This window comes from Paenibacillus sp. YIM B09110, assembly GCF_037167145.1.
Taxonomy (GTDB): domain Bacteria; phylum Bacillota; class Bacilli; order Paenibacillales; family Paenibacillaceae; genus Pristimantibacillus.
Window position 1 is genome coordinate 86,929 of the sequence record NZ_JBANSP010000009.1, and the last position, 22,182, is coordinate 109,110.

Sequence of the window (22,182 nt, forward strand, 5' to 3'; positions counted from 1 at the left end):
CAGAGACTCATACCTGACGTATTGTATCATGACAATATTTCGATATACCCGTCTGTTCCATTCACGCGAATTAGTTGCCCATCTTTTATTATTTGGGTAGCATTCTCCACCCCGACAACTGCTGGCAAACCATATTCACGTGCGATAACGGCTCCATGGGTCATCAGCCCTCCGACCTCGGTAACTAGTCCTTTAATGGATACGAACAATGAAGTCCAGCCAGGGTCAGTAAAGGCGGTGACCAATATATCTCCATCTTCCAGAACAGCATCTTCCATGTTTAAGATGACGCGCGCTCGCCCCTCTATAACTCCGGTAGAAACAGGCATACCTGCAATCGCTTCGGCTGGGATATTTTCTCGATCGTACTTACCCGTAATGATTTCACCATCAGACGTGATTACACGTGGAGGAGTTAGTTTTTCGAAAAAGCGGTACTCGTCTTTTCGTTTACTGATGATCTGGTAATCCAGTTTATTTGTGAGTACGACTTCGCGAAGTTCTTCAAAAGTGAGATAGTATATATCTTCTTTTTCATGAATTACACTAGATTGGACGAGTTGTTCGGCTTCTTTAAGTAAAGCCTGCTTATATATGAAGTAGCGATTGATCATGCCGTATTTTGGATACTCACGATAACCGATGAAATTCCGGATTAAGCTGATCACTCTTTTTGTCTCTTCAGCTTTTTGTTCACCATCCGGCAATTGCTTCAATCGATCTAATAACTCATGTTCTTTTTCTAAAGCTTCCTGTCGCCCTTGCTCAAATTTCCGTTTGCCAGCATTAGGCTCAAAGTTTTTGATATTACTGAGAATCATGGGGACAAGCGTAATTGGTTTTTCACTCCAACGTGTTCTGGAAATATCGATTTCGCCGGCGCATCGCATTCCGTATTTGCCCAGATAAGCTTTAATAGCGTCTTGCGTCTCTTTTCCGCCATCAAACTTAATCAGTCCATCCAAAAAGTTCTCATCTTTTACATGTTGTAAATAATCAATGACTTCCGGATAAGGACGAATCACATCTGCGACATCCAATAGCGCCAGACCCATTTCCGAAGTAATGTTGTTTGGTACAGATTGAGATAGCGTATCTGCTGCGTTTTTTTCACCTAACCACTCGTACATTTTTTCGTTGATCCACGACGAAGCATTCATAGCAGTCATAAAAATGTTCGAGCTTTGCGGGTCAAATAAGATCTTCTTTAACTCCTGGAGATCTTCCAAAATAAAATCAAATAAAGCTGCTCCTGATTTCGTTTGGATGTTTTGCTTTAATTCTTCTATCGATATTTGACTGTTCTTAATCAAATCAGAAACGATAGCCGGATCGTTTTCGATTTGTGTCTGAAAATATGCAGACGACTTACCTTTACTGCTATTATCGTGACTTAGTTCTTTTCTATCATCTGGCAACGATTTTATATAGTCACGCTCTATTAAGGTCAAAAATGCGTCTTTTGTGAGTGGATCGGATTTTCCCAGGGTATTTATGAAAGTTTCTCTTCTGACAGGTGAAGCCAGCATATGTGTAACATCAACAAACAACCTTCCACCAGCTTTACGCATAGGTGCAGGAGTTATTAACATGTAAAAAGACAGTCCCAATGGTTTCATGGGATCGGTCATCATTTGTTGATGGCCGACAGATACATAAACGTGATTTTCTTGATCATTCGCTTCGGGAATCGGGAATAAAGTAGTGATTGGCCGATTTTGGACAATATAAAATGTATCATCAACCAAACACCATTCGATATCCTGAGGACGCCCGAAATGAGCTTCAATCTGTCTTCCGATGCGTGCCAGTTGTAAAATTTGTTGTTCAGTAAGCGTTTGATTCTGCTGCAGTGCCGGATCGATCTGCTGTGTCTCTGTTCCGCCTTCATTTCGTCCGTAGATAGCTATTTTTTTGGTTGCTATCCTCTTATCGATGATTTCTCCATCCTGTACTTTATAACAATCGGCAGATACCAAGCCAGAGACTAATGCTTCTCCAAGTCCAAAACTGGCATCGATTGATAGCTGCTTCCGGTTAGATGTAATGGGATCAGCTGTGAATAAAATGCCAGAAGCCTGTGGGAATACCATTCTTTGAACGATAACGGATAAATAAACATGCCTGTGGTCAAATCCATTTTGTATACGGTAGATTACCGCCCGATCCGTAAATAGGGATGCCCAACATTTGCTGATATGCTGCAAAATGTCTTCGAGTCCGATGATATTTAAATAGGTGTCTTGTTGGCCAGCGAATGAGGCATGCGGCAAATCCTCTGCAGTCGCACTAGAACGTACCGCATAGGCATGTTCATCACCAAACGGGATGAGATAGTGAGTGACTGCATTCACAACTTCGGAAGGAATTTCTACATCTATAATGATTTGTCGAATCTGCTTGCTGATTTCACTAATTTGATCTCGATCTGCTGCTTTTAGCATAGCTAGCCGATCCACCAATGATTGAAACGTTACGTTATGTTCGATTGCCTTTTGATATCCCGCTGTTGTAACACAAAACCCTTCTGGAACTTGAATGCCTGCCAATTTTGATAAATCCCCTAAATTCAACCCTTTTCCGCCAACGAGCGAAAGCTGCGTATTGTCCATTTCCTGAAAATCGAGAACTAAAGGACTCATTCAACACCTCTCCTAACCATTAATTTGAGAAAAACATTTCACAAGGATTTAAATCTGATTTGTTCCAACCACTCTCCTTCAATCCTCCTTCCCCTTGCCCGCTACTCAGCTGCAAATATCACTGAATGTAAACTTATGTATTTCGTTTTCCTTAGTAATCCATCGATATGATCAAAAATTGTTTTTCTTGATATATCATTATACCTATATTATTCTTATTAAGGCGTTCGATTCTTCCAAGTATCCTTCTCGCCAGAGGGTTGGATTGGCGGCATGGTCTTTGTATCATTCGATTTTTCTGTTACCAAATATGATGGATCTGAGTATGTTCTTGAGGAGATACGTATCAGCTAGTTAATATTTTAGTAGACAAAAGGACCTCAGCTTCCAATTGTGTTGGAAATTGCGGTCCTTTTCTTTGTGTTCTGGGCTATCACGGTAAAGGGTAAGCCGCCGCCTCGCCTGTCGATGATTCGTATGCTTGCAGAACCGTATCGAGCAGTCCTGGGAAACGAGCTTCCAAATCTTCATGCCGAATGCTCTGCAGTCTCTGCGTGCCTTGAATTCGGGTACGAACAATTCCCGCTTCACGGAGAGTTCGAGTATGATGGGACAAGGTTGACTTGACGATTGGCAATTCAAGATTTCCGCATGACCCCTCCCCCATTTTGACCAATGTAGCCACCAATCGTATACGAATTGGATCGCTAAGTGCATAAAGTACTGAAGTGAGTTGAAGATCCGCTCGATCGGGATGATGTAACACTTTCACCTGAAGCGTCCCCTTTCATCGATAAATTGTAATCGTTGTCAGAGAATTAGTTAGTAAGTTGTAATTGCATCTTATCACATTCCATGCTATATTTCTAATGTTCGATTATAATCGAACATTAGAACTTGGAAATGAGGGATATCATGTCAGATATAAACCAAGCCGTTCGTGCAAGCGTAGACAAGGAACAAATCCGCGAAGGTGTCGTCACGCTTCTGCTCGGATTTACCATCGTGCTTGTCATTATGAATACGATGATGTTCAATCTCGCATTGCCCGATGTCGCGAATGATTTCGCGCTTTCATCCACCTCTGTTTCCTGGATCGTGACAGGATACTCTATTCTGTTTGCTATTTCATCCATCACGTACAGCCGACTGTCGGATTTCATTCCAATCCGAAAATTGTATGTAATCGGCATACTCTCGTTCGGCGGTGCCGCTATGATCGGTTTATTCAGCGATAGCTTTATTCCGCTCTTAGTCGCGCGTCTGCTTCAGGCTTCCGGCGCTGGTGCCATTCCAGCACTTTCCATGGTTCTCATTACAAGATATGTTCCTGTAGGCAGAAGGGGCAAAGCAATGGCCGCCATTATGTCAGCTGCTTCGCTTGGTTTAGGCTTAGGTCCCGTCATCGGAGGCGTAATTGTCGAATACTGGGGCTGGCATTATCTATTTGGCGTCACTTCGCTCACTTTGCTGTTGATCCCTTTCTACGTCCGTCTGCTTCCCAAAGAAACGCCGGCAAAAGGAAGCTTCGATCTGCTTGGAGCCTTATTCGTGGGGATAGGAACGACGGGTCTACTGCTTTTCCTTACTAGTCAGGACTGGTATTGGCTGATCGCCGGTCTGATCGCAATCTTCCTGTTTATTGTGCGCATTCGTATGGCTAAAGATCCGTTCGTCCAACCGGCTCTATTCCGGAATGCACCTTATTTGATGGTCAGCGCCGTCGGGATCGGTGCCTACCTGTGCAGCTTCGCCACCTTGTTCATCATGCCGCAAATTCTAGTTCACCAATTCGGACTTTCGGCAAGCCAATCAGGCTTAATTATCTTTCCTGGTTCCTTATTGGCCATGATTCTCTCACGTTTGGTGGGCAAAATAATCGACCGCTTCGGAAATCGTTTTATCATTCAATACATCCCTTTGCTCGTACTTGCTTCTGTCGTCTTGTTCGCACTCTTCGCTGCACAATCTTCATGGGCGATTCTATTCATCTATATGCTAATGAGTGTCGGCTTTACGTTCATTTCCAGCAGCGTCTCGAACGAGTTGTCCCGACTGCTGCCTGGATCACAAGTGGGCTCAGGACTTGGATTATTCCAATTACTGCAATTCTTCAGCGGTGCATTCGGGATCGCGGCAACAGCAACGGCGCTCGAATGGCAGCAAGTTCGTACGCTAGCCTCCGCCTATTCAAGCATCTTCTGGGGAATGACTGTTATCGTAATGCTCGCCATGGTCTGCTCCTATTTCTATATCCGAAATTCCAGACGGATCAGCCGGTAGCTCAAAATAAAAAGAGGCACATCTTCGCTTCGAAGATGTGCCTCTTTCGTAAGTTATTAACGCAGAGGCTTGAATGCGGCGCGCAGCTCTTCAGCCAATAGCTGCGGTCATCATTCCATTAGATTCCATCCTAAGGACAATTCTTATTCGTTTGACGACGAATATCCGGGCAGTTTGACTTAATTCGCATCCGTCCTCACTTCGCCTTCGATCGGCATAATAAGAACAAGCTCAGACTCTTTATTGATTAAGCGTTTAATGGTGGCTTGCTCCTTACTTTCACCATTGCTGTCTACCGTTCCGTAATGCAGCAACTCCGCCATAAGATTATCCATAAAATACACGGACTCGCCAAATGCTTTCGGTTCTTTGCCTGTTTCCCCATTTCCCCCTATTGTATCCTTTTGCCATTTTATTTCGGCAAGGCCATTTTCGTTGATTTCAACATAAGTCATTAATCCTCTATACTCTGTGAAATAACGGAGGGCTTCTCCTCTTGGAAAGGTGTATATGGTAGTATAGCCTTCCCCATAAGGTAGAATATCTGTCTCCAAGTTTAACTTTGGAAGGGCAAGTGCAGCCATACGCGCATTTACAAGGTCGCCGCTTCTGAGCGTTTGGAACTGCTCCTCGCCAGTCGGCGTGCGCACGATGACTTCCTTGCTTTCACTGTCATACGTTGTCGTGCCGCCTAGCATTTCCGTTACGAAGCGAACGGGTATGTAAGTTCGTCCTCGCTTCACTGTTACCGGTGCGTCTAATGCAATTTTTTTCCCGTTGATGTCAGCTGTTCTCAAGCCATCCATCAAGCGCACCGTTATTTTAGTGACCAGATTATTGATAATGATGGTCTTTGTAGATGTCTCATAGGTATAGCTGATTTTAGCAGGATCATGAAAAGATCTTAATTGGACCATCGTTCGGCCGTTCACATTTAATACGTCGTCCTGGTAGATGCCATCGATAAACACCTTTTGCGTTACTATCGTGGAAGGCGCAGCCTTAACCGCAGATCCTCCATTTAGTACTCCCGCTATCGTTAATGCAACCGCAGCGGTTTTCATCCATTTTTTCATCTTAAATTCCTCCCAAAATAACGCATATCAGCATTAAGACGAAATAGTATGGATATATGTTACAAAAAAAGAAGAAACTATCGAACTAAACTATCTGTTACTCCAAGTTTTCTCGGTTCAGCCTCCACTACCGCAACGGCCCGTACAGGTGACCCGTCACCACTGACGATGCGCAAAGGAAACCCGTAAAACATAAAATCGGTATCCACGGGAAGTCGATCCAAACCATGCAGTCCGGTATACGTTATAATATCGATTCCTAACAACGACCGCTCCAGCTCTTCTGACAGTTCGCCGCCGACAAACGGCGGTCGCAGTGCAGCGAGCCGCTCAAAACATTCTAGCCCAACGGATTCTATGAAAAACAGCCCACGGCATTCCGGCCAAGCAAGGTCTTCGATCCGTACTACACGCGATGCTCCAAAAAATCGCTCTAATGGCAGTTCATCTAATGTCGCGGCACCGGGGTGCATATGAGAAGGCGCATCCACATGGGTTCCGGTATGACTGCCCATCGAAAGCTGTCGCAATTCCCAGCTCTGGCACTCGTATGTATGTGCTACCTTGACTTTTACCTCCGGATCGCCGGGATATACGGGCATACCATCAGCAATCGGTAACGATAAATCAATCACTCTCACTCAGACTCATCCTTTCCTACTAGTCAGATGAACAAGCTATCTTCTTATTTTGAGCATATACAAGTTATATCACAAAACTTCAATCTAAGGATGTGACTTACTATGGCAACAAGAATGACAAGAAATTATACTGTCCATGATATGAGAGATGAAGTCCTCTATTTTAACAAGCTTTGGAAACGCTCATTCGTTAACGGAAGAGCAAAGTATGTAGCACTTTCAAATCATTCGACCATTAGACTGACAAACACGACTCCAAGTGGTCAGCTCATTCCTGTCGTTATTCAAAAATTCAAAAAAGGAAGTGTCGTTGTCATTATCGATACAGCAGTACATTTACCGCCACATTCAACGAAGAGACTATAGCAGACTGAGGCTTGAATCACTCAAGTCGTATGTCCGCTATCTGTCGGAGCAGTTTGCCATTCATATTGAATATCAGATAAACTTTCTTCATTTTCATGTCCTCTAGCAATGACCTTAAATCCATGCTTTTCATAAAATCGTTGTGCAATTTTATTCACTTCAAAAGTGTATAAAGTTAATTTGCCGCTCGATTTATCTTTCACTCTATTTAATAGTGTTTGGCCAATGCCGATTCCTTGATAATCGATATGAATATAAAGTTGGTTTATTTCACTTTCATTGTAAGCAATAATTCCGACTACTTGTTCATCAATAATCACTACTTCTATTTGAAACCGCACCGGCAATATATGATTCAGAAAATAAATGTGCTCCTCCATGCTGCGGATTGCTTTCTGCCCGAGTGCCCTTTCCTTACTATCACGCCACATTTTCACTGTTTGTTCGGCATACTTGTGTTCGTATTGATTGATTATAAGTTTGTTTTGATCCACAGTAATACCTCCTATTGGCATATCCATTCTTAGACGCTCGATAGACTAATGCTATTCAAGTTTGCGATGCTTGATGTCATCGCTCCACCCGCCGCACCCATGTTGGAAATGAAAAAAGAGCCCCGCATAGTGGGCTCTCCTTCATTTAGCTACATCAAGTATTTTCCCGTGATCGAATGCTCTGCATGAACAATTTGCGGAACTGTGCCTTCGAACACGACCTGACCGCCCTTACTGCCTCCGTCCGGTCCCATATCGATGATCCAATCCGCTTGACTAATCACTTCGAGGTTATGCTCGATGACGATCACTGTATTGCCTGCATCAACGAGACGGTTCATAATCTCTAGTAGATGACCGATATCTGACATATGCAGGCCGGTCGTCGGCTCGTCCATCACGTAGATGCTGCCCTTTTTGTGCAACTCGCTTGCTAGCTTGATACGCTGACATTCTCCGCCTGAGAGCGTGCTTAGCGGCTGGCCCAGAGTAATATAGTTCAGCCCCACATCACTCATCGCCTGGAGCTTACGAACAACTTCTTTGAGTTGAAAGAAATCCAATGCTTGCTCAACAGTCATCTCCAACACATCTGCAATGGACTTGCCGTTCAGCTTATAGGACAGTACCTCTTCCTTGAACCGTTTGCCTCCGCATACTTCGCATGGCAGCTTGACGCTGTCCAGGAACGCAAGGTCTGTATACACTACGCCTAACCCTTGACAATTCTCGCAAGCACCTTTGGAATTAAAGCTGAACAAGCCTTGGTTTACCTTGTTCGCAGTAGCAAACGCTTTGCGGACATCATCCATGATGCCTGTATAGGTCGCAGGATTCGATCGTGTAGACACGCCTACCGCCGATTGGTCGATGACGATCGCATCCGGATGCTCGCTGAGAAATACATCGTTAATCAACGTACTCTTGCCCGAACCTGCTACACCAGTAACGACTGTCAGCACCCCAGTTGGTATATCGATATTTACGTTCTGCAGATTGTGCAGGTTGGCATTCTTTATGGTCAGCTTGCCGGATGACTGTCTGCAATCATGCTTCAGCTCGAGCGGCCGTTTCATATGAGTCCCTGTCAGTGTACCTGACTCTAGCAAGCCCTGATAGCTACCTTCATACATGATAGTACCGCCGCGACTGCCGGCGTGAGGCCCAACATCGACGATATGATCCGCTACCTTGATCACGTCAGGATCATGCTCGACGACAATTACGGTATTGCCCTTATCCCGCAGCTTCTGAAGCAATTCATTCAAACGGTGTACATCGCGAGGATGCAAGCCAACGCTTGGTTCATCGAATATGTATGTAACATCCACTAGACTTCCGCTCAAGTGCTTCACCATCTTGACTCGCTGCGATTCGCCGCCGGACAGCGTATCCGTCTCGCGATCCAGCGTTAAGTAGTCAAGCCCGATATCCACTAGATGCTGAAGCCGCTCCGTCAGAGACTTGACGATCGGCGCAGCTACAGCGTCGTCAATCTCCCGAATAACACGAATGAGCTGTCCGACCTCCATGGATGACAACTGCGCAATATTAAGTCCATTAATTCTGCAGCCAAGCGTTGCCTGACTGAGTCTCGCACCGCGGCAGCTGGAGCAAGGGCCTTCGGAAATATAAGGCGCAACCGATTTCTGAGTGCGCTCGGACTTCGTCTTCAGATCTTGCTTGATGTATTTGTTCGTGAACTTCTCAATAACGCCTTCCACTGTAATATTCATTGCTTTGCCGGCGAAATCCATCTGAACTTTCCTCGCCTTGCCGTACAGCAGTTGCTCCAGATCCTCATCCGAATAATCGCTCAGCTTCTTGTCGGGTTCGAAAGGCCCCGATTGTACGACCATATTCCACTCCCAGCCGTCCACCGTATAGTCCGGCAGCAAGATTGCCCCTTCCTTCAACGACTTCGATAGGTCAACTGCTTTACTCATGTCGACGCCTAGCCTGCGACCGATCCCGTTGCACTCGGGACACATGCCTTGCGGATCGTTGAACGAGAACATATGGGATTGTCCAACATAGGGTTGACCGACTCGGGAGAACAGAAGACGGAGAATCGGAGAGATATCGGTAATCGTGCCCATCGTGGAATGGGAACCGCCGCCGAGCCGTTTCTGATCCACGATAACTGACATGCTCAGGTTCTCAATCGCGTCCGTATCCGGCTGTGGAACGCGTGGCAGGAAATTGCGCACGAACATGCTGAAGTTCTCATTCAACAGTCGCGTGGATTCTGCGGCGATCGTATCGAAAACAATCGATGACTTGCCGGAACCGGATACGCCGGTGAAAATCGTGATCTTCCGCTTAGGAATGCGCAAAGATACGTTCTTGAGATTGTTTTCTCTCGCACCCGAGATGACGATAAACTCCTGATTAGTTTCGCTCATGATCTACATCCTTCCGATCGTGTTGGTTTCTTTTATAATCGTTTCCGCTACGGTTATATCAGATTATGCAGACATAACCGGCTGCAACGTTATGCAGCCGGTTTATTTATAAATTTATTGTGCCAACTGCTTTTCAAGCTCGCCGCACCAAGCAGTCCAGCCATGCCTTGCGCCTTCAAGTCCATGTACGTTCGAGAATCCCATTTGATCAAGATGAAGATTGATCTTGCCGTCGCCTAAATCCTGCAGCGTCCACACAACCGTGTGCTTCTCTTCTCCGACGGCCCATGTATAGGACAACTTGTCCGGTGGGTCCACGACAAGTACTTCACCGTTAATTATTCCATCCCAATAATCATTCGGCTGAGCGCGAAACTGGAACCTATGTCCTACGATAGGCTTGAAATCATTTTCCAAAACCCATTTGGCTAACTTGCTCGAATCGGTAATTGCCGACCAAAGCTTCTCAATCGTAGTCGTATACTGAAAATCCAATGCTAATGCTAAACTCAAACTTCTTCCTCCTCTAATAGTTGGTTTAAACGCAACATATTCGTACTCCAGAACTTGCTGTAGAAAGCCACCCAATCTTGAATTTCTCTAAGCGGAGCGGCATTAAGTCTATATCTCGTTTCTCTGCCGACCTTTCGGTCAAGTACCAATCCGGCCTCTTTCAGAATGGTCAGATGCTTGGATACCGCTGTACGGCCCATTTGAAACTGAACCGTTAACTCATGAAGCGGTATTTCTGGCGCTTCCGCCAACAGACTAATCAGTCGGCGCCTGGTTGGATCAGCAATCGCGTCAAAAACATCCCGCAACTGGTTGTTCTCGTTCACAACACCCTCTCCTAAGGAATAATATTCGCCACCATTTAGTGTCACAACAATCGTATGACACCATTCGGTGTCGTGTCAACAGCATTTTTATATTTCACATGCATTATTTGGGTTAACTACTGTCTGTCATGTATGCCTAAAGTATCGTTCCCCAATTTAGTAACATGAATATCGATATAATAAAAAAAAGGCAACCGCTTCCCGGTTTAATCCGGAAGGCAATCGCCTTTTCATTTATTTTGTACCTGGAATTATTGGGCTAGTCGATGTTGCCGATCTTTTGGGACTTGTCGGCGAAGCCGGATCTTGATCTGGCTCTGGTGATGGAGCAGGATGTGCCTTAATGTATTCCAATACATTATAGATTTGCTCCGCTGCTTCTGCACGGGAAATTTCCGCTTTTGGATTGAAGTTTCCTTGTGCATCCAGCTTCACAACTTGATAAGCAAGCGCGCGTTGGATCGATCCTTCATAATCAATGGTTAAATCCGCGCTGTCTTTAATCTCGACGGGAACAAGTTTAATCAGAGGAAGATTGCTGTGCGCCTCAATGGTTCTAATAAGCTGATGAGTGAACTCTTCACGAGTCCATTTCATGTTTGGATCCAAATCTGCCGGCAGCTCGACGCCGTTAACGACTGCTGTAATTAGCGTGTTTGCATACCAAGCATCATCGTTTGCGTTTTTGTAATAATCGGTCACTTTAGGCTCTTTCAGAAACCTTACAAGATCTAGATTTAGATTAGCGGCATTAACAATAAGCTGAACGCCTTGTGCCGCTGTGATCGTTTCATTAGGGGCAAAAACCTCGTTTGTTATACCACGGACTATGCCTTGATCATGTAAAGCAACGATTTTATCCTTTGCTGCAATATTTGTTAAATCCGAGAATGGGTTGCTCGCTGCATAGCTTTGTCCCACGAACGTTAGCGTTAAAGCGGTAACTGTAGAAAGTGTAAGCATTTTGAATTTTGTTTTCATTTCTCTCACCTCGTAGTTTGATTTGTTTGTCCTTCACTAGAAATACAATCGAAGAGCCCATTATTTTTCATGCTGCAAAAAATAAATATAGGCCATTAGCTAATCATCTGACTTTAGAGCCGAAGCAACAACAAAATCCCTTGGAGGCCAAGGGATTTTCAGTAAACAGTTAAACGCAACATTACCTTGCATTAAATAAACGGACGACGGTCTAAAATCTTCTGCAGCATTCGATCCCCTTTAACCTGCTCAGGCATCACTGACTGGATGAGTGCTAGTGCGCATACCGTTCCGCACAACGTATGTAAATCTTCAAACAAATCCTCTTCAGGGCCATTGGACAAGACTGTGATACTGCTTAAGAGATGGTGGCCAATCGCCTTTATCATGGAATGCAGTTCACCGGCCCTGTGCCGGGTTTGCTCAGCAGCACTGATCAAGGTGTAAAGGACATCAAGCTCCACGAAAGATAATGCGCCAGCTTCCAGTGGAATCTGTCCTTCATCATGCATGGCCAGGCATGTATCGATCCATTGATTCGGGTACCGCATAGGACGCTTGCGGTAGTTCAGATTGAACAAATAATGAAAGGAGCTCGCTAAATGATGAAATAGCGGTGCGCCGTTACGAATGGTTCCCTTCCGCCAAAATCCGGTTTCCGGGTCAGTCTCCTGATCAAGCCATTCAAAATACCACTTCTCCCACTCATGGTCAACTTCGCCGGTCAGCACTAGTGCAGCGTAAATGCCTGCGCCTTTATGCGATTCTCCCCAAGGGGAATGTGCCCAGTCGAGGCTCTCCATCCAGTCTTGAAGGCCTTCTCGGCTCTTGGCAGCATTCAGAGCCGATATGGGATGGCACGGTCTGCTGTCCAGCAGCTCCAATGCCGCTACGGCATACGCTGTCCTGTGGACAGGGTGATGGCTATTTGCGGTAAAGAGCCCGTCCTCCGGCTGTTGGAAGCTTTGAAGTGTCTTCACCAAACCTTCATGCCAACTACTGCCAGCTTGCGGCAATTCGCCCAGCGTATATAACAAAATGACGGCATCTGCGGTACCGTACAAATCTTCTTCATGAGGATCTGAGAGCTTTTGCCGGTATCCTCCCAAGGAGCCAGTTCGATGAGCATCGATAGAACGACGTACTTTCTTTAGAAATGGTTCGATATTTGTCACGTTGATATACCTCGCTTTGCTAGTTTGATCTCGCTCCAAAATACTGTATAACGACCTCGCGGAATTCGAGAGCTGCCCGCGTAATATACCGATTTCTATGCCATAATAAAGCAATCTCCCGTACCAATTCATGATCTTCAACTTGGAGATATTTGATTTGTTCCCGTGAATCCCTTGCCGTGCTTGGTATGAAAGCTATGCCAATCTCAGCCTCCACAAGTGAACTTAACCTCGCAGGTTCATCACCCTCATATACATATTTAGGTTCAAATCCAGCCGATTTGCAAATAGAGTCCACTAGATCGCGAGTACCGTAACCTCTCTTCACGCCGACAAACCATTCATCTCTTAGTTCTGTCAAAGATATGTGACTTCGGTCGGCCAGTCGATGCCTGATTGGAACAGCGACAAGAACGGGGTCGATAAACACGATTTGACATTCAATGTCCTCCCCTTCTATAGGAGGCGAGGACAAGCAATAATCCACCTCTCCTCTTTGAAGACGAGTAACCATTTCCTCCGTGGTCAACATTTGCACATGGAATTGAATAGTGGGACGTTTTTTCCGAAACTCGCGAAGGATGTTCGGTAACGTGCTTGCAGTAGTCACCGCCAATTCGAGCGTCCCGTGTTCCGGGCTTGCTAAATCGCTAAGCTCTTGTTTCCCTTGTTCTAGTTCAAACAAAGCTCTTTCTGCGCGGCGCAGGAATGTGCTGCCGAACTCATTTAATCGTAGTCTCCTCCCCATTCGATCAAATAATGGAACGCCCAGATCTTCCTCCAAGCGTTGAATCGTTTTGGATAATGAAGATTGTGTTACGTGCAGACTTCTTGCTGCTTCCGTCACATGTTCCAATCTTGCCACCTCGAGAAAATATTGCAATTGAAGCAGTTCCATTACACACCACCCATTCATTCCTTCTAGTCAATGAAATGATAACATAGAATGCGTTGGAATAAATAAGACTTTTCAATTACGATGACATCAATACGCTTTGGGAGGAACCAAAAATGAGTGTTCGCAGCAGGTGGTTGATTATTTCCGTCGGACTAGGGGTACTTTTAAACCCATTAAATTCTTCAATGATTTCAATCGCTATAGCAAGGCTTCAACATGTATATCAACTTGACTTTGCAGAAGTATCCTGGGTTATTTTCGCTTTTTATATCGCGAGCGCAGTCGCTCAACCTGTTATGGGAAAGGCCAGCGACTTATTTGGTCGCAGAAAAATATTTCTTATCGGACTTGTCATAGCTTTCGTTGCATCATTGCTGGCTCCGCTTTCTCCAAGCTTTGGGTGGCTCATCGTCTTCCGCATTGTGCAATCCATCGGAACAAGCATGATGGTCGCTGTTGGAATGGCCATTGTTCGGATTCATATTACGGAGCAGCAAGCGACTGCGCTGTCTGTTATGTCCATATTTTTATCGGGAGCGGCAGCATTCGGCCCTTTTATTGGCGGGATATTGATTCACTGGTGGGATTGGCAAGCTATCTTTTTCGTCAATATTCCGTTTGTGATAGCGAGCTTTCTACTTGCTTGGAGATCAATACCCAAGGATAACCCGACAACATTGGTTTCACAGGGCATCTCCATTCGCAAATGGTTTGATTTGATTGATGCGCTGGGGATCCTGCTCTTCTCATCGGGTCTAGTTACCCTGCTCATTGGATTACTGTCAATCAAATCAACGGGACAAGTCTCGTTCTTACCTGTCTTTCTCGGGCTGTTAGGTCTCGCGCTGCTAGCTGCATTCGTTCGTCATGAGTTTCGAGCGGCGTCACCCTTCATTCCATTGCGTATTTTCGCCAAGTATCCTGCGATGATAGGGGTTAATATCGAATTCATGCTCGTTAACATTCTTTTTTATTCGCTGTTTTTTGGTATTCCGTCCTACTTGCAGGTAGTACGTCATGTCAGCGAATTCCATACAGGGATTCTTATGTTGAGCTTAGGATTGTGCTCGCTCGTAGTCTCACCGATAGCAGGACGATGGATCGATAAGTCAGGGCCTAAGCCGGCATTAATCGTATCCGCAATACTGATGGCATTGGGGTCCGCATGGATCGTGTCATTAAATCAACATTCACCGGTTGTAAGTGTATGTGTTGCGTTAGCTGCATTCGGTATTAGCAACGGCTTGAACAATGTCGGTATGCAAGCAGCCTTGTTCAAAAGTTCTCCGAAAGAAATAATCGGTGTCGCCTCAGGATTATTTAATACATCCAGATACCTAGGAACGATTCTTTCTTCATTGCTGATAGGCATCGTAATGGGCGATAGGTTCAGCAGCGAAGGGTTCCGAGTGCTTGGGATTATTCTCGCGATAATCTCATTGTCCTTGGTGATCATGAGTTGGCGACACCGGGAGTATGGTCAATTAGGTGAGTCGTAGATTTATGGTTTATAGGTCTTCCCTGGCATACATGCTCTGATCCTGTAATCGTATCAATACCTTGCCATAACGGCCGCTCTGGCGGACAACCACTTTACCGGACGGATACGTCTGTTCCAAATAGTCGGCTACCTTTTTCCGATTCCCAGCATCTGCAGGCAGACCACGGCTTCCGAGCCAGTTCATCATTTCTTGCAGTGCCGCTTCTATGGAGATTTCCGCGGTTTTTGTTTCTCTCGATATAAGCGACTCGTAGGAGTAGCCTTTGAGATAAAGCAGGTGAAGCAAATAACCCATCTCCGTCTTTTTATTTTTAAAAGGCTCACCAGTAATAAGCGGATAAATTTCATTTACCAAACTATGCTCGATGGAGCCTGCGGGCATACTCATGTAACAATATTGACTCGCGCAGCCGAGAATCTTTTCCACGCTATCCCAGTCAACAATAACTGGACACATGGAGACAAAGACGAGATCGAAGGCTTGGCTCCAGCCTTTGTCCTGAACGTCGATATCCTCAAACGGTTCGGATACAATCTTCACCTTATTTTTTGTGAATTTCGAAGTGTTTTCTTCTAAAAGCTCGACAAGCGGAAGCGAGGACTCCAAAGCGGTTACACGAGCTCCGAGCTCCGCAAAAGGCACCGTAAATACTCCCGAGGCAGCTCCAACATCCAGTACGGAGGCATTTTCAAGTTGAACCCCTTGCGTTTCTAACCAGCGTACAATACGTGTTGTTCGTTTTCTCCCCTCTTCATTAAAGGATTCCTCATTGAATTTTTTCGCTTTATGATCAAAAGCTTTGGCTGGGACGATTCCAGCCTTTTTCATTTTGTTCACGATCGTATCGCCATTTTCTTTCCATTCTTTTTCCCAAATCGTTTCATTAAAAAAATCGTTCATTTTTTATATCTCACCCTTCACTATTATGGATCTATTATATCTATAATTAAACCGCAAGAAGCGTATTACTTCTTGTTTACCTCATGGCTGCAATGCTTGAAAGCTTCGTCCATTACCGACTGGATCGTGTGCCCCTGTAAATACTGGTGCAAATGCTGCTGCGCACCGTCCATCACCTTTTCAACTAAACATCCGCTTTTATGGGGTCGATGCTGCTCCTGTGATTCATCTCCCGCTTCTGCTAATAGTTGATGTTGCTGCGAACTGGAATTCGAGCATTCGAACAATTGCTGCCGACCTTCAATCACTTGTATCACATTCAGAAAGGTGATTTGATCGGCCGGCCGTGCCAGCTCATAACCGCCGTTCACACCCGGTACCGCACGTACGATCCCATCCTGCCGCAGCTTGGACATAATTTTGGATAAATAGCTTTCGGAAACGCCAAGCGTTGCCGATAATTCTTTGATCCCGACATTGTTGTGACGATCCGAGTGACCCAAATGAAGCAAAGCATGTAGAGCGTAATCTGTACTCTTGGAGAACTGCATAAGTCCATCCTCCCTTCCTATGTTCATCATTATGGATTAGTGTTATCCATAATAACCGATTCAATTTCATATTGCAATAACCTGCTCTTATTAAACAAGTCCCCGAACCCACCCTCACCAAACCCATACATCAGCACATGGTAGTTACATTAAACAACATACAGCCTAGTTACATGCTATCGCGCACTCTTGTAACATTATTGGGCTAATTCATTATGTTTTATAGACATGGCCCTGCATCTATTCAAGGGTCCAACTTCCCGTTGGTGGGTTGTGCTCGCTTGTATGGCTTCGGTTACCAACTTGTTTAGTTATCCAGTAAGTCTGTGCTCCAGTTTTTCTCCTGGATCTTGAAGTCCAACTCACGGTATTTCCGCGACAACTCGTCGACCTCTTTTTGAAGATCTGCGATCTCAATTGTCGTGTAATATTTCACTTCCTGCCGACTGTATCGGTCCTGCTTGATGGAAGCCTCGCCAAGTAATTCATTCAGGATATTGCGATGCTGCATGATGCGATCACGTTCTGCCAACGCTTCTGCCAAGCTTATGCTCGCATCGAAAGGGCTTAACGCGTTCGTCTTATTAATCTTTTTCACCCAAACGACTAGATGATCGAGTGTCCGAGTTAATTCAACCATCAGCTCGGTTGGCGATTCTGAAGGGTTGTCTCCTTCTTGTACCTTTATGACTCTAACTAGGCGCTGCTTGATTTGAGCAACCTTCCGTTGACAATCCGCTCGCATGACAAGCGCTTCCGCTAATCTCATCGTTAATCCCCTCCGATTACATAAAAAATGGTACGAAAAATCATGACTTCGAGAACAATTACAAGTGGCTGGAAATTGAATTATTAATTGTACCCGACTTTTGCTGTGTGTTCACGAGCTCCGTAAGTTTCTCAGACATCACCGCGCCCTCGTCAACAAAGCTGCGGACAAATGTAGGATCTGATTTGATACTATCATTATGACGTTTAATATCCATATTTTGTTGCTCGAATCCTTTGTATTTAAATACACCTAATTGTATAATGTTTCAGACAGAATCGTCCTTGGATATGAATCACAACTTAGATGGGAGCGTAATGAGTTGAAAATAAGCAAACAGAGCGCTGAGCATTATATTTGGGGAGATCAATGCGATGGTTGGCATTTAATGATGAAATACAGTTTTTGGTCATTTCCCAACCGATAAGCAAAGGAGATCGGATTTTGGTCGAATAAGTAAAACGGCAGCCAAATTTGGCTGCCGTTACTTCGTGTATTTATGCTCCCATATCAAGCAGCGTTTCCTCTGTTGCTTTCTTGCGCACGCCGATGCTTGATATACGGAAGGACAACAATGCCGTCGCTGCAGCAATCGTTACGCCAGCAGCTCCGATCCATGTGATGGATGACAGCGACAGCTGCTCGACAACAACGCCTCCGAGTCCCGCGCCGGCAGCCATTGCTAACTGCAGCATGGAAGTGTTCAAGCTGAGCATGATGCCAGAAGCTTCGGGTGCTAAGCTGATTAAATTATACTGCTGAGTAGGACCCGACGACCAAGCCGAGAATGACCAGAGCATAAGCAGCGGGAAGATGACAGCCGCAGATTGCTGTCCGGCCAGTGAGATCAATACGAGCGCAATCGCGTGGATCAGCATCCCGACAACCAAGGTGCGAGGAGCTCCCCATTTATCGGTACTGAAGCCGCCGAGCTTGGATCCGATCAGACTGGCGATACCGAATGCGAATAGTCCAATGCTCACGCCCTGCTCGCTAAGACCTGAGACGTTAAGTAGAAACGGCGATAGATAGGTGTTCGCGATCGAATATCCACCGATCCAGAAGAAGGTGATAAGTAAGGCGACAACGATCTTAGGCTGCTTAAGCAGTGCCAGCTGCTTGCGGATCGGCACCGGTTCTTCCCCTTCCGTTCTTGGAATCGTGAACAGAATAAGCAGGATGGCGACGAGTCCCAGTAGTCCGATTCCAGCGAAAATCAATTTCCAATCATATGCGGCGGCGGCAACCCTTCCTATCGGCACACCTATAATAAGAGCCGTGCTAAAACCCATAACGAGCGTTGCGATCGCGCTTCCTTGCTTCTCAGGCGGAGCTAGCTTGGCTGCTACGGTAAGAGCCGTTACGACGAATACCCCTGTGCTGAGCGCTAAGACGATTCTTGATGCCAATAGGAATCCAAATCCTGGTAATAGGACTGCTATAGCATTCCCTGCCGCAAATACGGCAAGAGCATAGATCAACAGCTTCCGGCGTTCCACTCTAGCCGTTGCGGCCATCAGTATCGGAGTACCGAACGCATAGGCCAACGAGAAAACGGTGATCAGTTGGCCGGCTGCGGACACCGATACGCCTGCATCCTCTGCTACCACATCCAAAATCCCCGCAATAATGAACTCGGACGTACCAACGAGAAAGCTGATGACGGCAAGCATGTAAATTTTCCATGTATTCGACATGATCGTATTGCTCCTCTCTCCACTCCAATGATTTTTCTATATTTCTAAATCTATAGAAATAAAGCTGAAAAAAATGACTGCTTTTTTTTAGCAGCCATCTCGTTCCGTTGCCGGAACAAACCGTTATGCCTTCATATATAGGCTTAAAACCCGCTATATTTCAAGCAAATACGGTGCATACTTCTCCGCCATTTCGCGGTTGACGCTGTAATAGATGTAGGTGCCGTCCTTGCGAGTATTAAGCAATCCGCAGTCCGTTAATTGCTTCAGATGATGAGACAGCGTCGATCCAGCGACGGATTCCAGCTTGCTCCCGATATCGGAGCAGCATAAATTCCGCTCTTCGGTTAGTAACAGAGCGATTTTGAGCCGTGTTGGCTCCCCTAGCGCTTTATACACTTTGACCGCTTGCCGAACTTCCGCGTTATCCTCCACCATCGTCCACACACCTTTGCCGTAGTTGTTATTTCCATGGATGTCGAAATAAAGATATCATACCTTTTTTCGAATGTAAAGCCCTGATAAGAGAGCTTGACTACTCCATAATGTCCGTGACCGCGCCTTTCGAGGCTGACGATACTAATCGAGCATACTTGGCTAGTACTCCCGAAGTCACCTTAAAGGGAGGCTGTATCCAATTCTTAGCCCTTTCAGCAAGCACTTCCTCTGTCACCTCCAGCGTAATTTGTTGCGTCTCGCTGTCGATGGAGACGATATCTCCATTTTGGAGCAGCGCAATTGGACCTCCTACTTGCGCTTCAGGAGACACATGACCCACTACAAATCCATGTGAGCCGCCTGAGAACCTGCCGTCCGTCATAAGCGCTACCTCTCCGCCAAGACCTTTGCCTACGATGAGCGCAGTTACCGACAGCATCTCCGGCATACCTGGACCGCCCTTCGGACCGCAATATCGGATGACCAATACATCCCCTTTGTGAATCTGATCCATTAGAATAGCCTCGGTAGCAGCTTCCTCGCTGTCGAAAACTTTGGCCGGTCCGACAAACCGAAGCTTCTTCATTCCCGACATCTTGGCTACAGCCCCTTCTGGAGCGAGATTGCCCCGCAGCACAACTAAAGGTCCATTTGGCTTCAATGGCTGATCTATCGGGCGAATAATGACCTGATCGTCTTGCAGCGGTGAGGCATCCGCTAGATTTTCAGCTAACGTTTTACCGGTGACCGTCAAGCAATCCCCATGCAGTAGACCATCCGCGAGCAATTGCTTCATTACGCCTGGAATACCGCCTATATCGTTCAAATCCTGCATGACGTATTTGCCGCTTGGCTTCAAATCTGCCAAATGCGGAACACGCAGACGTATCCGTTCAAAATCATCCAATGTTAAATCCACGCCAACCGAATGAGCAATCGCAAGCAGGTGCAAGATTGCATTCGTTGAGCCGCCTAACGCCATGACAACCGTGATCGCGTTCTCGAACGCTTTTTTCGTCATAATATCTTTGGGGTATATGTCCTGTTCCAACAATGACAGAACCTGTCTGCCAGCTACTGCGCATTCAACTGCTTTGTCAGGCGAGACCGCTGGCGTGGACGAAGAACCAGGAAGGCTCATGCCCATAGCTTCCGCAGCTGCCGCCATCGTATTAGCGGTATACATGCCTCCGCAAGCTCCCGGTCCCGGGCAGGCATTGCACTCCACCTTATGAAGCTGTTCATCCGATAGATTGCCTTCATGATATTGGCCAACCGCTTCAAAAGCAGTAACGATATCGATGTTCTTTCCGTCGAGCTTGCCAGGTTGAATCGTTCCTCCATATACGTATACAGAAGGGATATTCATGCGGCCGATCGCCATCAGACAGGCAGGCGTATTCTTATCGCAGCCTCCGATTGCCACAAGTCCGTCGAATCTCTCCGCTCCAGCCACAATCTCGATGGAATCGGCGATTGCTTCTCGGCTTGGCAGAGAGAACAGCATCCCGCCATGCCCCATCGATATGCCGTCCGACACCGTGATTGTGTTGAAAATAAGCGGAGCGCCGCCGTTGCTTCGTGCCCCTTCCTTAGCATGCAAGGCTAATTGATCGATGTGCATATTGCATGGCGTTACCTCGCTCCATGTACTCGCGACGCCAATCATCGGCTTCTTAAAATCTTCATCGGTGAAACCGACAGCACGCAGCATAGCTCTGTTCGGTACTCGATTAACCCCTTCGCTTATCACTTTACTGCGAATACGTAGATCTTTTGGATTTTCCATCCTACTCACTCCTCTGTCGTTTCTTATAACAATTCATATAGTTCCTTCATCGGACGGATAAAATTTTGTTTCATCAACTCTTCCGCATGTTTACTATCCTTCAAGTCCAAAGCAAGTATAATCGCCTCATGCTCTTCGACAGAAGCCTGTGTCGCAGTGATTGACTGCTTGAGGAACACATACTTAAACCGCCGAATGTGAATCTGGAGCGAAGCGCTGAATGAAGCGATATAGGGATTGTCCGATAGCTCGACAATCAGGTTGTGAAACTGTTCATCTGCTTCCATCGCATGATAAGCCTGATTGTTTTTGATCGCGTTAGCAAACTCATCATTAATTGTGCGCAATTGCTCGATCTGCTCGTGAGCAATGGTTTGCGCAGTTGCTTCTGCCGCCAACGATTGTAGAGCGGCCATTGTCGAATACATCTTAAATATATCTTCCTTCTCTATAGCCGTGACTTTGGTTTCCTTGCCGGGGTGCGTGGATACGAGCCCCTGTACTTCAAGCAACTGGAATGCCTCTCGAATCGGTGTACGGCTGACGCCTAGCGTTTCTGCCAATTCAGCGTCAAGCAGCTTCTCACCGGGCTGAAGCGTGCCATCGATTATCCATCTTTGAATTTGCGAAAAGGCTCTTTCCTTCGCGGACATTCGTACGGGCGAGATATAATTTTTAGGTACAGGCATCCCTATCATCCTTACTTCATCATTTTCATATATGCAATATATCGCAT

At 46.0% G+C, this 22,182-nt stretch carries 21 protein-coding genes; 3 read left to right on the plus strand and 18 right to left on the minus strand.

Annotated features, from left to right (window positions below; all coding sequences use genetic code 11):
- Positions 1 to 26: 26 nt before the first annotated feature.
- Together ppsA and V8F51_RS15270 are read right to left on the minus strand one after the other, a co-directional pair.
- Positions 27 to 2,642, minus strand: a complete 2,616-nt coding sequence (ppsA, locus tag V8F51_RS15265; RefSeq protein WP_337101145.1) for a phosphoenolpyruvate synthase — start codon at positions 2,640 to 2,642, stop codon at positions 27 to 29.
- A gap of 433 nt (positions 2,643 to 3,075) precedes the next feature.
- Complete coding sequence (locus tag V8F51_RS15270; protein WP_337101146.1) at positions 3,076 to 3,414, minus strand: ArsR/SmtB family transcription factor; 339 nt, start codon at positions 3,412 to 3,414, stop codon at positions 3,076 to 3,078.
- A 143-nt stretch (positions 3,415 to 3,557) separates the two neighbouring features.
- Between V8F51_RS15270 and V8F51_RS15275 the strand changes: the two genes are divergently transcribed.
- Positions 3,558 to 4,925, plus strand: coding sequence for an MFS transporter (locus V8F51_RS15275; protein WP_337101147.1), 1,368 nt, complete (start codon positions 3,558 to 3,560; stop codon positions 4,923 to 4,925).
- A 179-nt stretch (positions 4,926 to 5,104) separates the two neighbouring features.
- Here V8F51_RS15275 and V8F51_RS15280 read toward each other — a convergent pair whose 3' ends face one another.
- Both V8F51_RS15280 and V8F51_RS15285 read right to left on the minus strand, forming a co-directional pair.
- Entirely contained in the window at positions 5,105 to 6,001 is an 897-nt protein-coding gene (locus V8F51_RS15280) for a copper amine oxidase N-terminal domain-containing protein (protein WP_337101148.1), read from the minus strand.
- A 77-nt stretch (positions 6,002 to 6,078) separates the two neighbouring features.
- Positions 6,079 to 6,642, minus strand: a complete 564-nt coding sequence (locus V8F51_RS15285) for a cyclase family protein (protein WP_337101149.1) — start codon at positions 6,640 to 6,642, stop codon at positions 6,079 to 6,081.
- Positions 6,643 to 6,744: 102 nt separating this feature from the next.
- Here V8F51_RS15285 and V8F51_RS15290 point away from each other — a divergent pair, with 102 nt between their 5' ends.
- Positions 6,745 to 7,008 carry a hypothetical protein gene (locus V8F51_RS15290; RefSeq protein WP_337101150.1) on the plus strand — a complete coding sequence of 88 codons (264 nt, stop codon included), beginning with the start codon at positions 6,745 to 6,747 and terminating at the stop codon, positions 7,006 to 7,008.
- A gap of 20 nt (positions 7,009 to 7,028) precedes the next feature.
- On the opposite strand, the gene V8F51_RS15295 is transcribed toward V8F51_RS15290, so the two are convergent.
- The 7 genes from V8F51_RS15295 to V8F51_RS15325 form a co-directional block, all read right to left on the minus strand.
- Entirely contained in the window at positions 7,029 to 7,502 is a 474-nt protein-coding gene (locus tag V8F51_RS15295) for a GNAT family N-acetyltransferase (protein WP_337101151.1), read from the minus strand.
- A gap of 149 nt (positions 7,503 to 7,651) precedes the next feature.
- Positions 7,652 to 9,907, minus strand: coding sequence for an excinuclease ABC subunit UvrA (locus V8F51_RS15300; RefSeq protein WP_337101152.1), 2,256 nt, complete (start codon positions 9,905 to 9,907; stop codon positions 7,652 to 7,654).
- A 114-nt stretch (positions 9,908 to 10,021) separates the two neighbouring features.
- The gene (locus V8F51_RS15305; RefSeq protein WP_337101153.1) at positions 10,022 to 10,420 is read right to left on the minus strand and encodes an SRPBCC family protein; all 399 of its coding nucleotides are present in this window, start codon (positions 10,418 to 10,420) and stop codon (positions 10,022 to 10,024) included.
- Positions 10,417 to 10,746 (minus strand): ArsR/SmtB family transcription factor, encoded by a 330-nt coding sequence (locus tag V8F51_RS15310; RefSeq protein ID WP_337101154.1) that lies wholly within the window; start codon positions 10,744 to 10,746, stop codon positions 10,417 to 10,419. Before V8F51_RS15310 ends, V8F51_RS15305 begins: the two co-directional genes overlap by 4 nt.
- Positions 10,747 to 10,980: 234 nt before the next feature.
- Entirely contained in the window at positions 10,981 to 11,727 is a 747-nt protein-coding gene (locus V8F51_RS15315; protein ID WP_337101155.1) for an S-layer homology domain-containing protein, read from the minus strand.
- A 191-nt stretch (positions 11,728 to 11,918) separates the two neighbouring features.
- Entirely contained in the window at positions 11,919 to 12,791 is an 873-nt protein-coding gene (locus V8F51_RS15320; RefSeq protein ID WP_337101156.1) for a hypothetical protein, read from the minus strand.
- 130 nt (positions 12,792 to 12,921) lie between these two features.
- Positions 12,922 to 13,800 carry a LysR family transcriptional regulator gene (locus V8F51_RS15325; RefSeq protein ID WP_337101157.1) on the minus strand — a complete coding sequence of 293 codons (879 nt, stop codon included), beginning with the start codon at positions 13,798 to 13,800 and terminating at the stop codon, positions 12,922 to 12,924.
- A 113-nt stretch (positions 13,801 to 13,913) separates the two neighbouring features.
- Here V8F51_RS15325 and V8F51_RS15330 point away from each other — a divergent pair, with 113 nt between their 5' ends.
- Complete coding sequence (locus V8F51_RS15330; RefSeq protein WP_337101158.1) at positions 13,914 to 15,299, plus strand: MFS transporter; 1,386 nt, start codon at positions 13,914 to 13,916, stop codon at positions 15,297 to 15,299.
- Between the two features lie 9 nt (positions 15,300 to 15,308).
- Here the strand turns inward: V8F51_RS15330 and V8F51_RS15335 are convergent, their stop codons facing one another.
- The 7 genes from V8F51_RS15335 to V8F51_RS15365 all read right to left on the minus strand — a co-directional run bounded on the left by V8F51_RS15335 (position 15,309) and on the right by V8F51_RS15365 (position 22,135).
- Positions 15,309 to 16,202, minus strand: coding sequence for a class I SAM-dependent methyltransferase (locus V8F51_RS15335; protein ID WP_337101159.1), 894 nt, complete (start codon positions 16,200 to 16,202; stop codon positions 15,309 to 15,311).
- Between the two features lie 65 nt (positions 16,203 to 16,267).
- Positions 16,268 to 16,753 carry an RrF2 family transcriptional regulator gene (locus V8F51_RS15340; protein ID WP_337101284.1) on the minus strand — a complete coding sequence of 162 codons (486 nt, stop codon included), beginning with the start codon at positions 16,751 to 16,753 and terminating at the stop codon, positions 16,268 to 16,270.
- Between the two features lie 307 nt (positions 16,754 to 17,060).
- Positions 17,061 to 17,522: a DIP1984 family protein gene (locus V8F51_RS15345; RefSeq protein ID WP_337101160.1), complete on the minus strand. Its 462-nt coding sequence runs from the start codon at positions 17,520 to 17,522 to the stop codon at positions 17,061 to 17,063.
- Positions 17,523 to 18,019: 497 nt separating this feature from the next.
- A complete protein-coding gene (locus tag V8F51_RS15350; protein WP_337101161.1) occupies positions 18,020 to 19,219 on the minus strand; it encodes an MFS transporter in 1,200 nt (399 codons plus the stop codon).
- Positions 19,220 to 19,372: 153 nt separating this feature from the next.
- On the minus strand, positions 19,373 to 19,657 hold the full coding sequence (locus V8F51_RS15355; RefSeq protein ID WP_337101162.1) for an ArsR/SmtB family transcription factor: 285 nt from the start codon (positions 19,655 to 19,657) through the stop codon (positions 19,373 to 19,375).
- 97 nt (positions 19,658 to 19,754) lie between these two features.
- Positions 19,755 to 21,446, minus strand: coding sequence for a dihydroxy-acid dehydratase (gene ilvD, locus V8F51_RS15360; RefSeq protein WP_337101163.1), 1,692 nt, complete (start codon positions 21,444 to 21,446; stop codon positions 19,755 to 19,757).
- Between the two features lie 23 nt (positions 21,447 to 21,469).
- Positions 21,470 to 22,135, minus strand: a complete 666-nt coding sequence (locus V8F51_RS15365) for a GntR family transcriptional regulator (RefSeq protein ID WP_337101164.1) — start codon at positions 22,133 to 22,135, stop codon at positions 21,470 to 21,472.
- Positions 22,136 to 22,182 lie beyond the last annotated feature (47 nt).

Coding starts and splice junctions, on each gene's coding strand:
- V8F51_RS15300 (WP_337101152.1), bottom strand. CDS start 9,907: ATGAGCGAAACTAATCAGGAGTTTATCGTCATCTCGGGTGCGAGAGAA.
- V8F51_RS15290 (WP_337101150.1), top strand. CDS start 6,745: ATGGCAACAAGAATGACAAGAAATTATACTGTCCATGATATGAGAGAT.
- ppsA (WP_337101145.1), bottom strand. CDS start 2,642: ATGAGTCCTTTAGTTCTCGATTTTCAGGAAATGGACAATACGCAGCTT.
- V8F51_RS15355 (WP_337101162.1), bottom strand. CDS start 19,657: ATGGTGGAGGATAACGCGGAAGTTCGGCAAGCGGTCAAAGTGTATAAA.
- V8F51_RS15275 (WP_337101147.1), top strand. CDS start 3,558: ATGTCAGATATAAACCAAGCCGTTCGTGCAAGCGTAGACAAGGAACAA.
- V8F51_RS15345 (WP_337101160.1), bottom strand. CDS start 17,522: ATGAGATTAGCGGAAGCGCTTGTCATGCGAGCGGATTGTCAACGGAAG.
- V8F51_RS15365 (WP_337101164.1), bottom strand. CDS start 22,135: ATGCCTGTACCTAAAAATTATATCTCGCCCGTACGAATGTCCGCGAAG.
- V8F51_RS15335 (WP_337101159.1), bottom strand. CDS start 16,202: ATGAACGATTTTTTTAATGAAACGATTTGGGAAAAAGAATGGAAAGAA.
- V8F51_RS15340 (WP_337101284.1), bottom strand. CDS start 16,753: ATGCAGTTCTCCAAGAGTACAGATTACGCTCTACATGCTTTGCTTCAT.
- V8F51_RS15325 (WP_337101157.1), bottom strand. CDS start 13,800: ATGGAACTGCTTCAATTGCAATATTTTCTCGAGGTGGCAAGATTGGAA.
- ilvD (WP_337101163.1), bottom strand. CDS start 21,446: ATGGAAAATCCAAAAGATCTACGTATTCGCAGTAAAGTGATAAGCGAA.
- V8F51_RS15280 (WP_337101148.1), bottom strand. CDS start 6,001: ATGAAAAAATGGATGAAAACCGCTGCGGTTGCATTAACGATAGCGGGA.
- V8F51_RS15315 (WP_337101155.1), bottom strand. CDS start 11,727: ATGAAAACAAAATTCAAAATGCTTACACTTTCTACAGTTACCGCTTTA.
- V8F51_RS15350 (WP_337101161.1), bottom strand. CDS start 19,219: ATGTCGAATACATGGAAAATTTACATGCTTGCCGTCATCAGCTTTCTC.
- V8F51_RS15330 (WP_337101158.1), top strand. CDS start 13,914: ATGAGTGTTCGCAGCAGGTGGTTGATTATTTCCGTCGGACTAGGGGTA.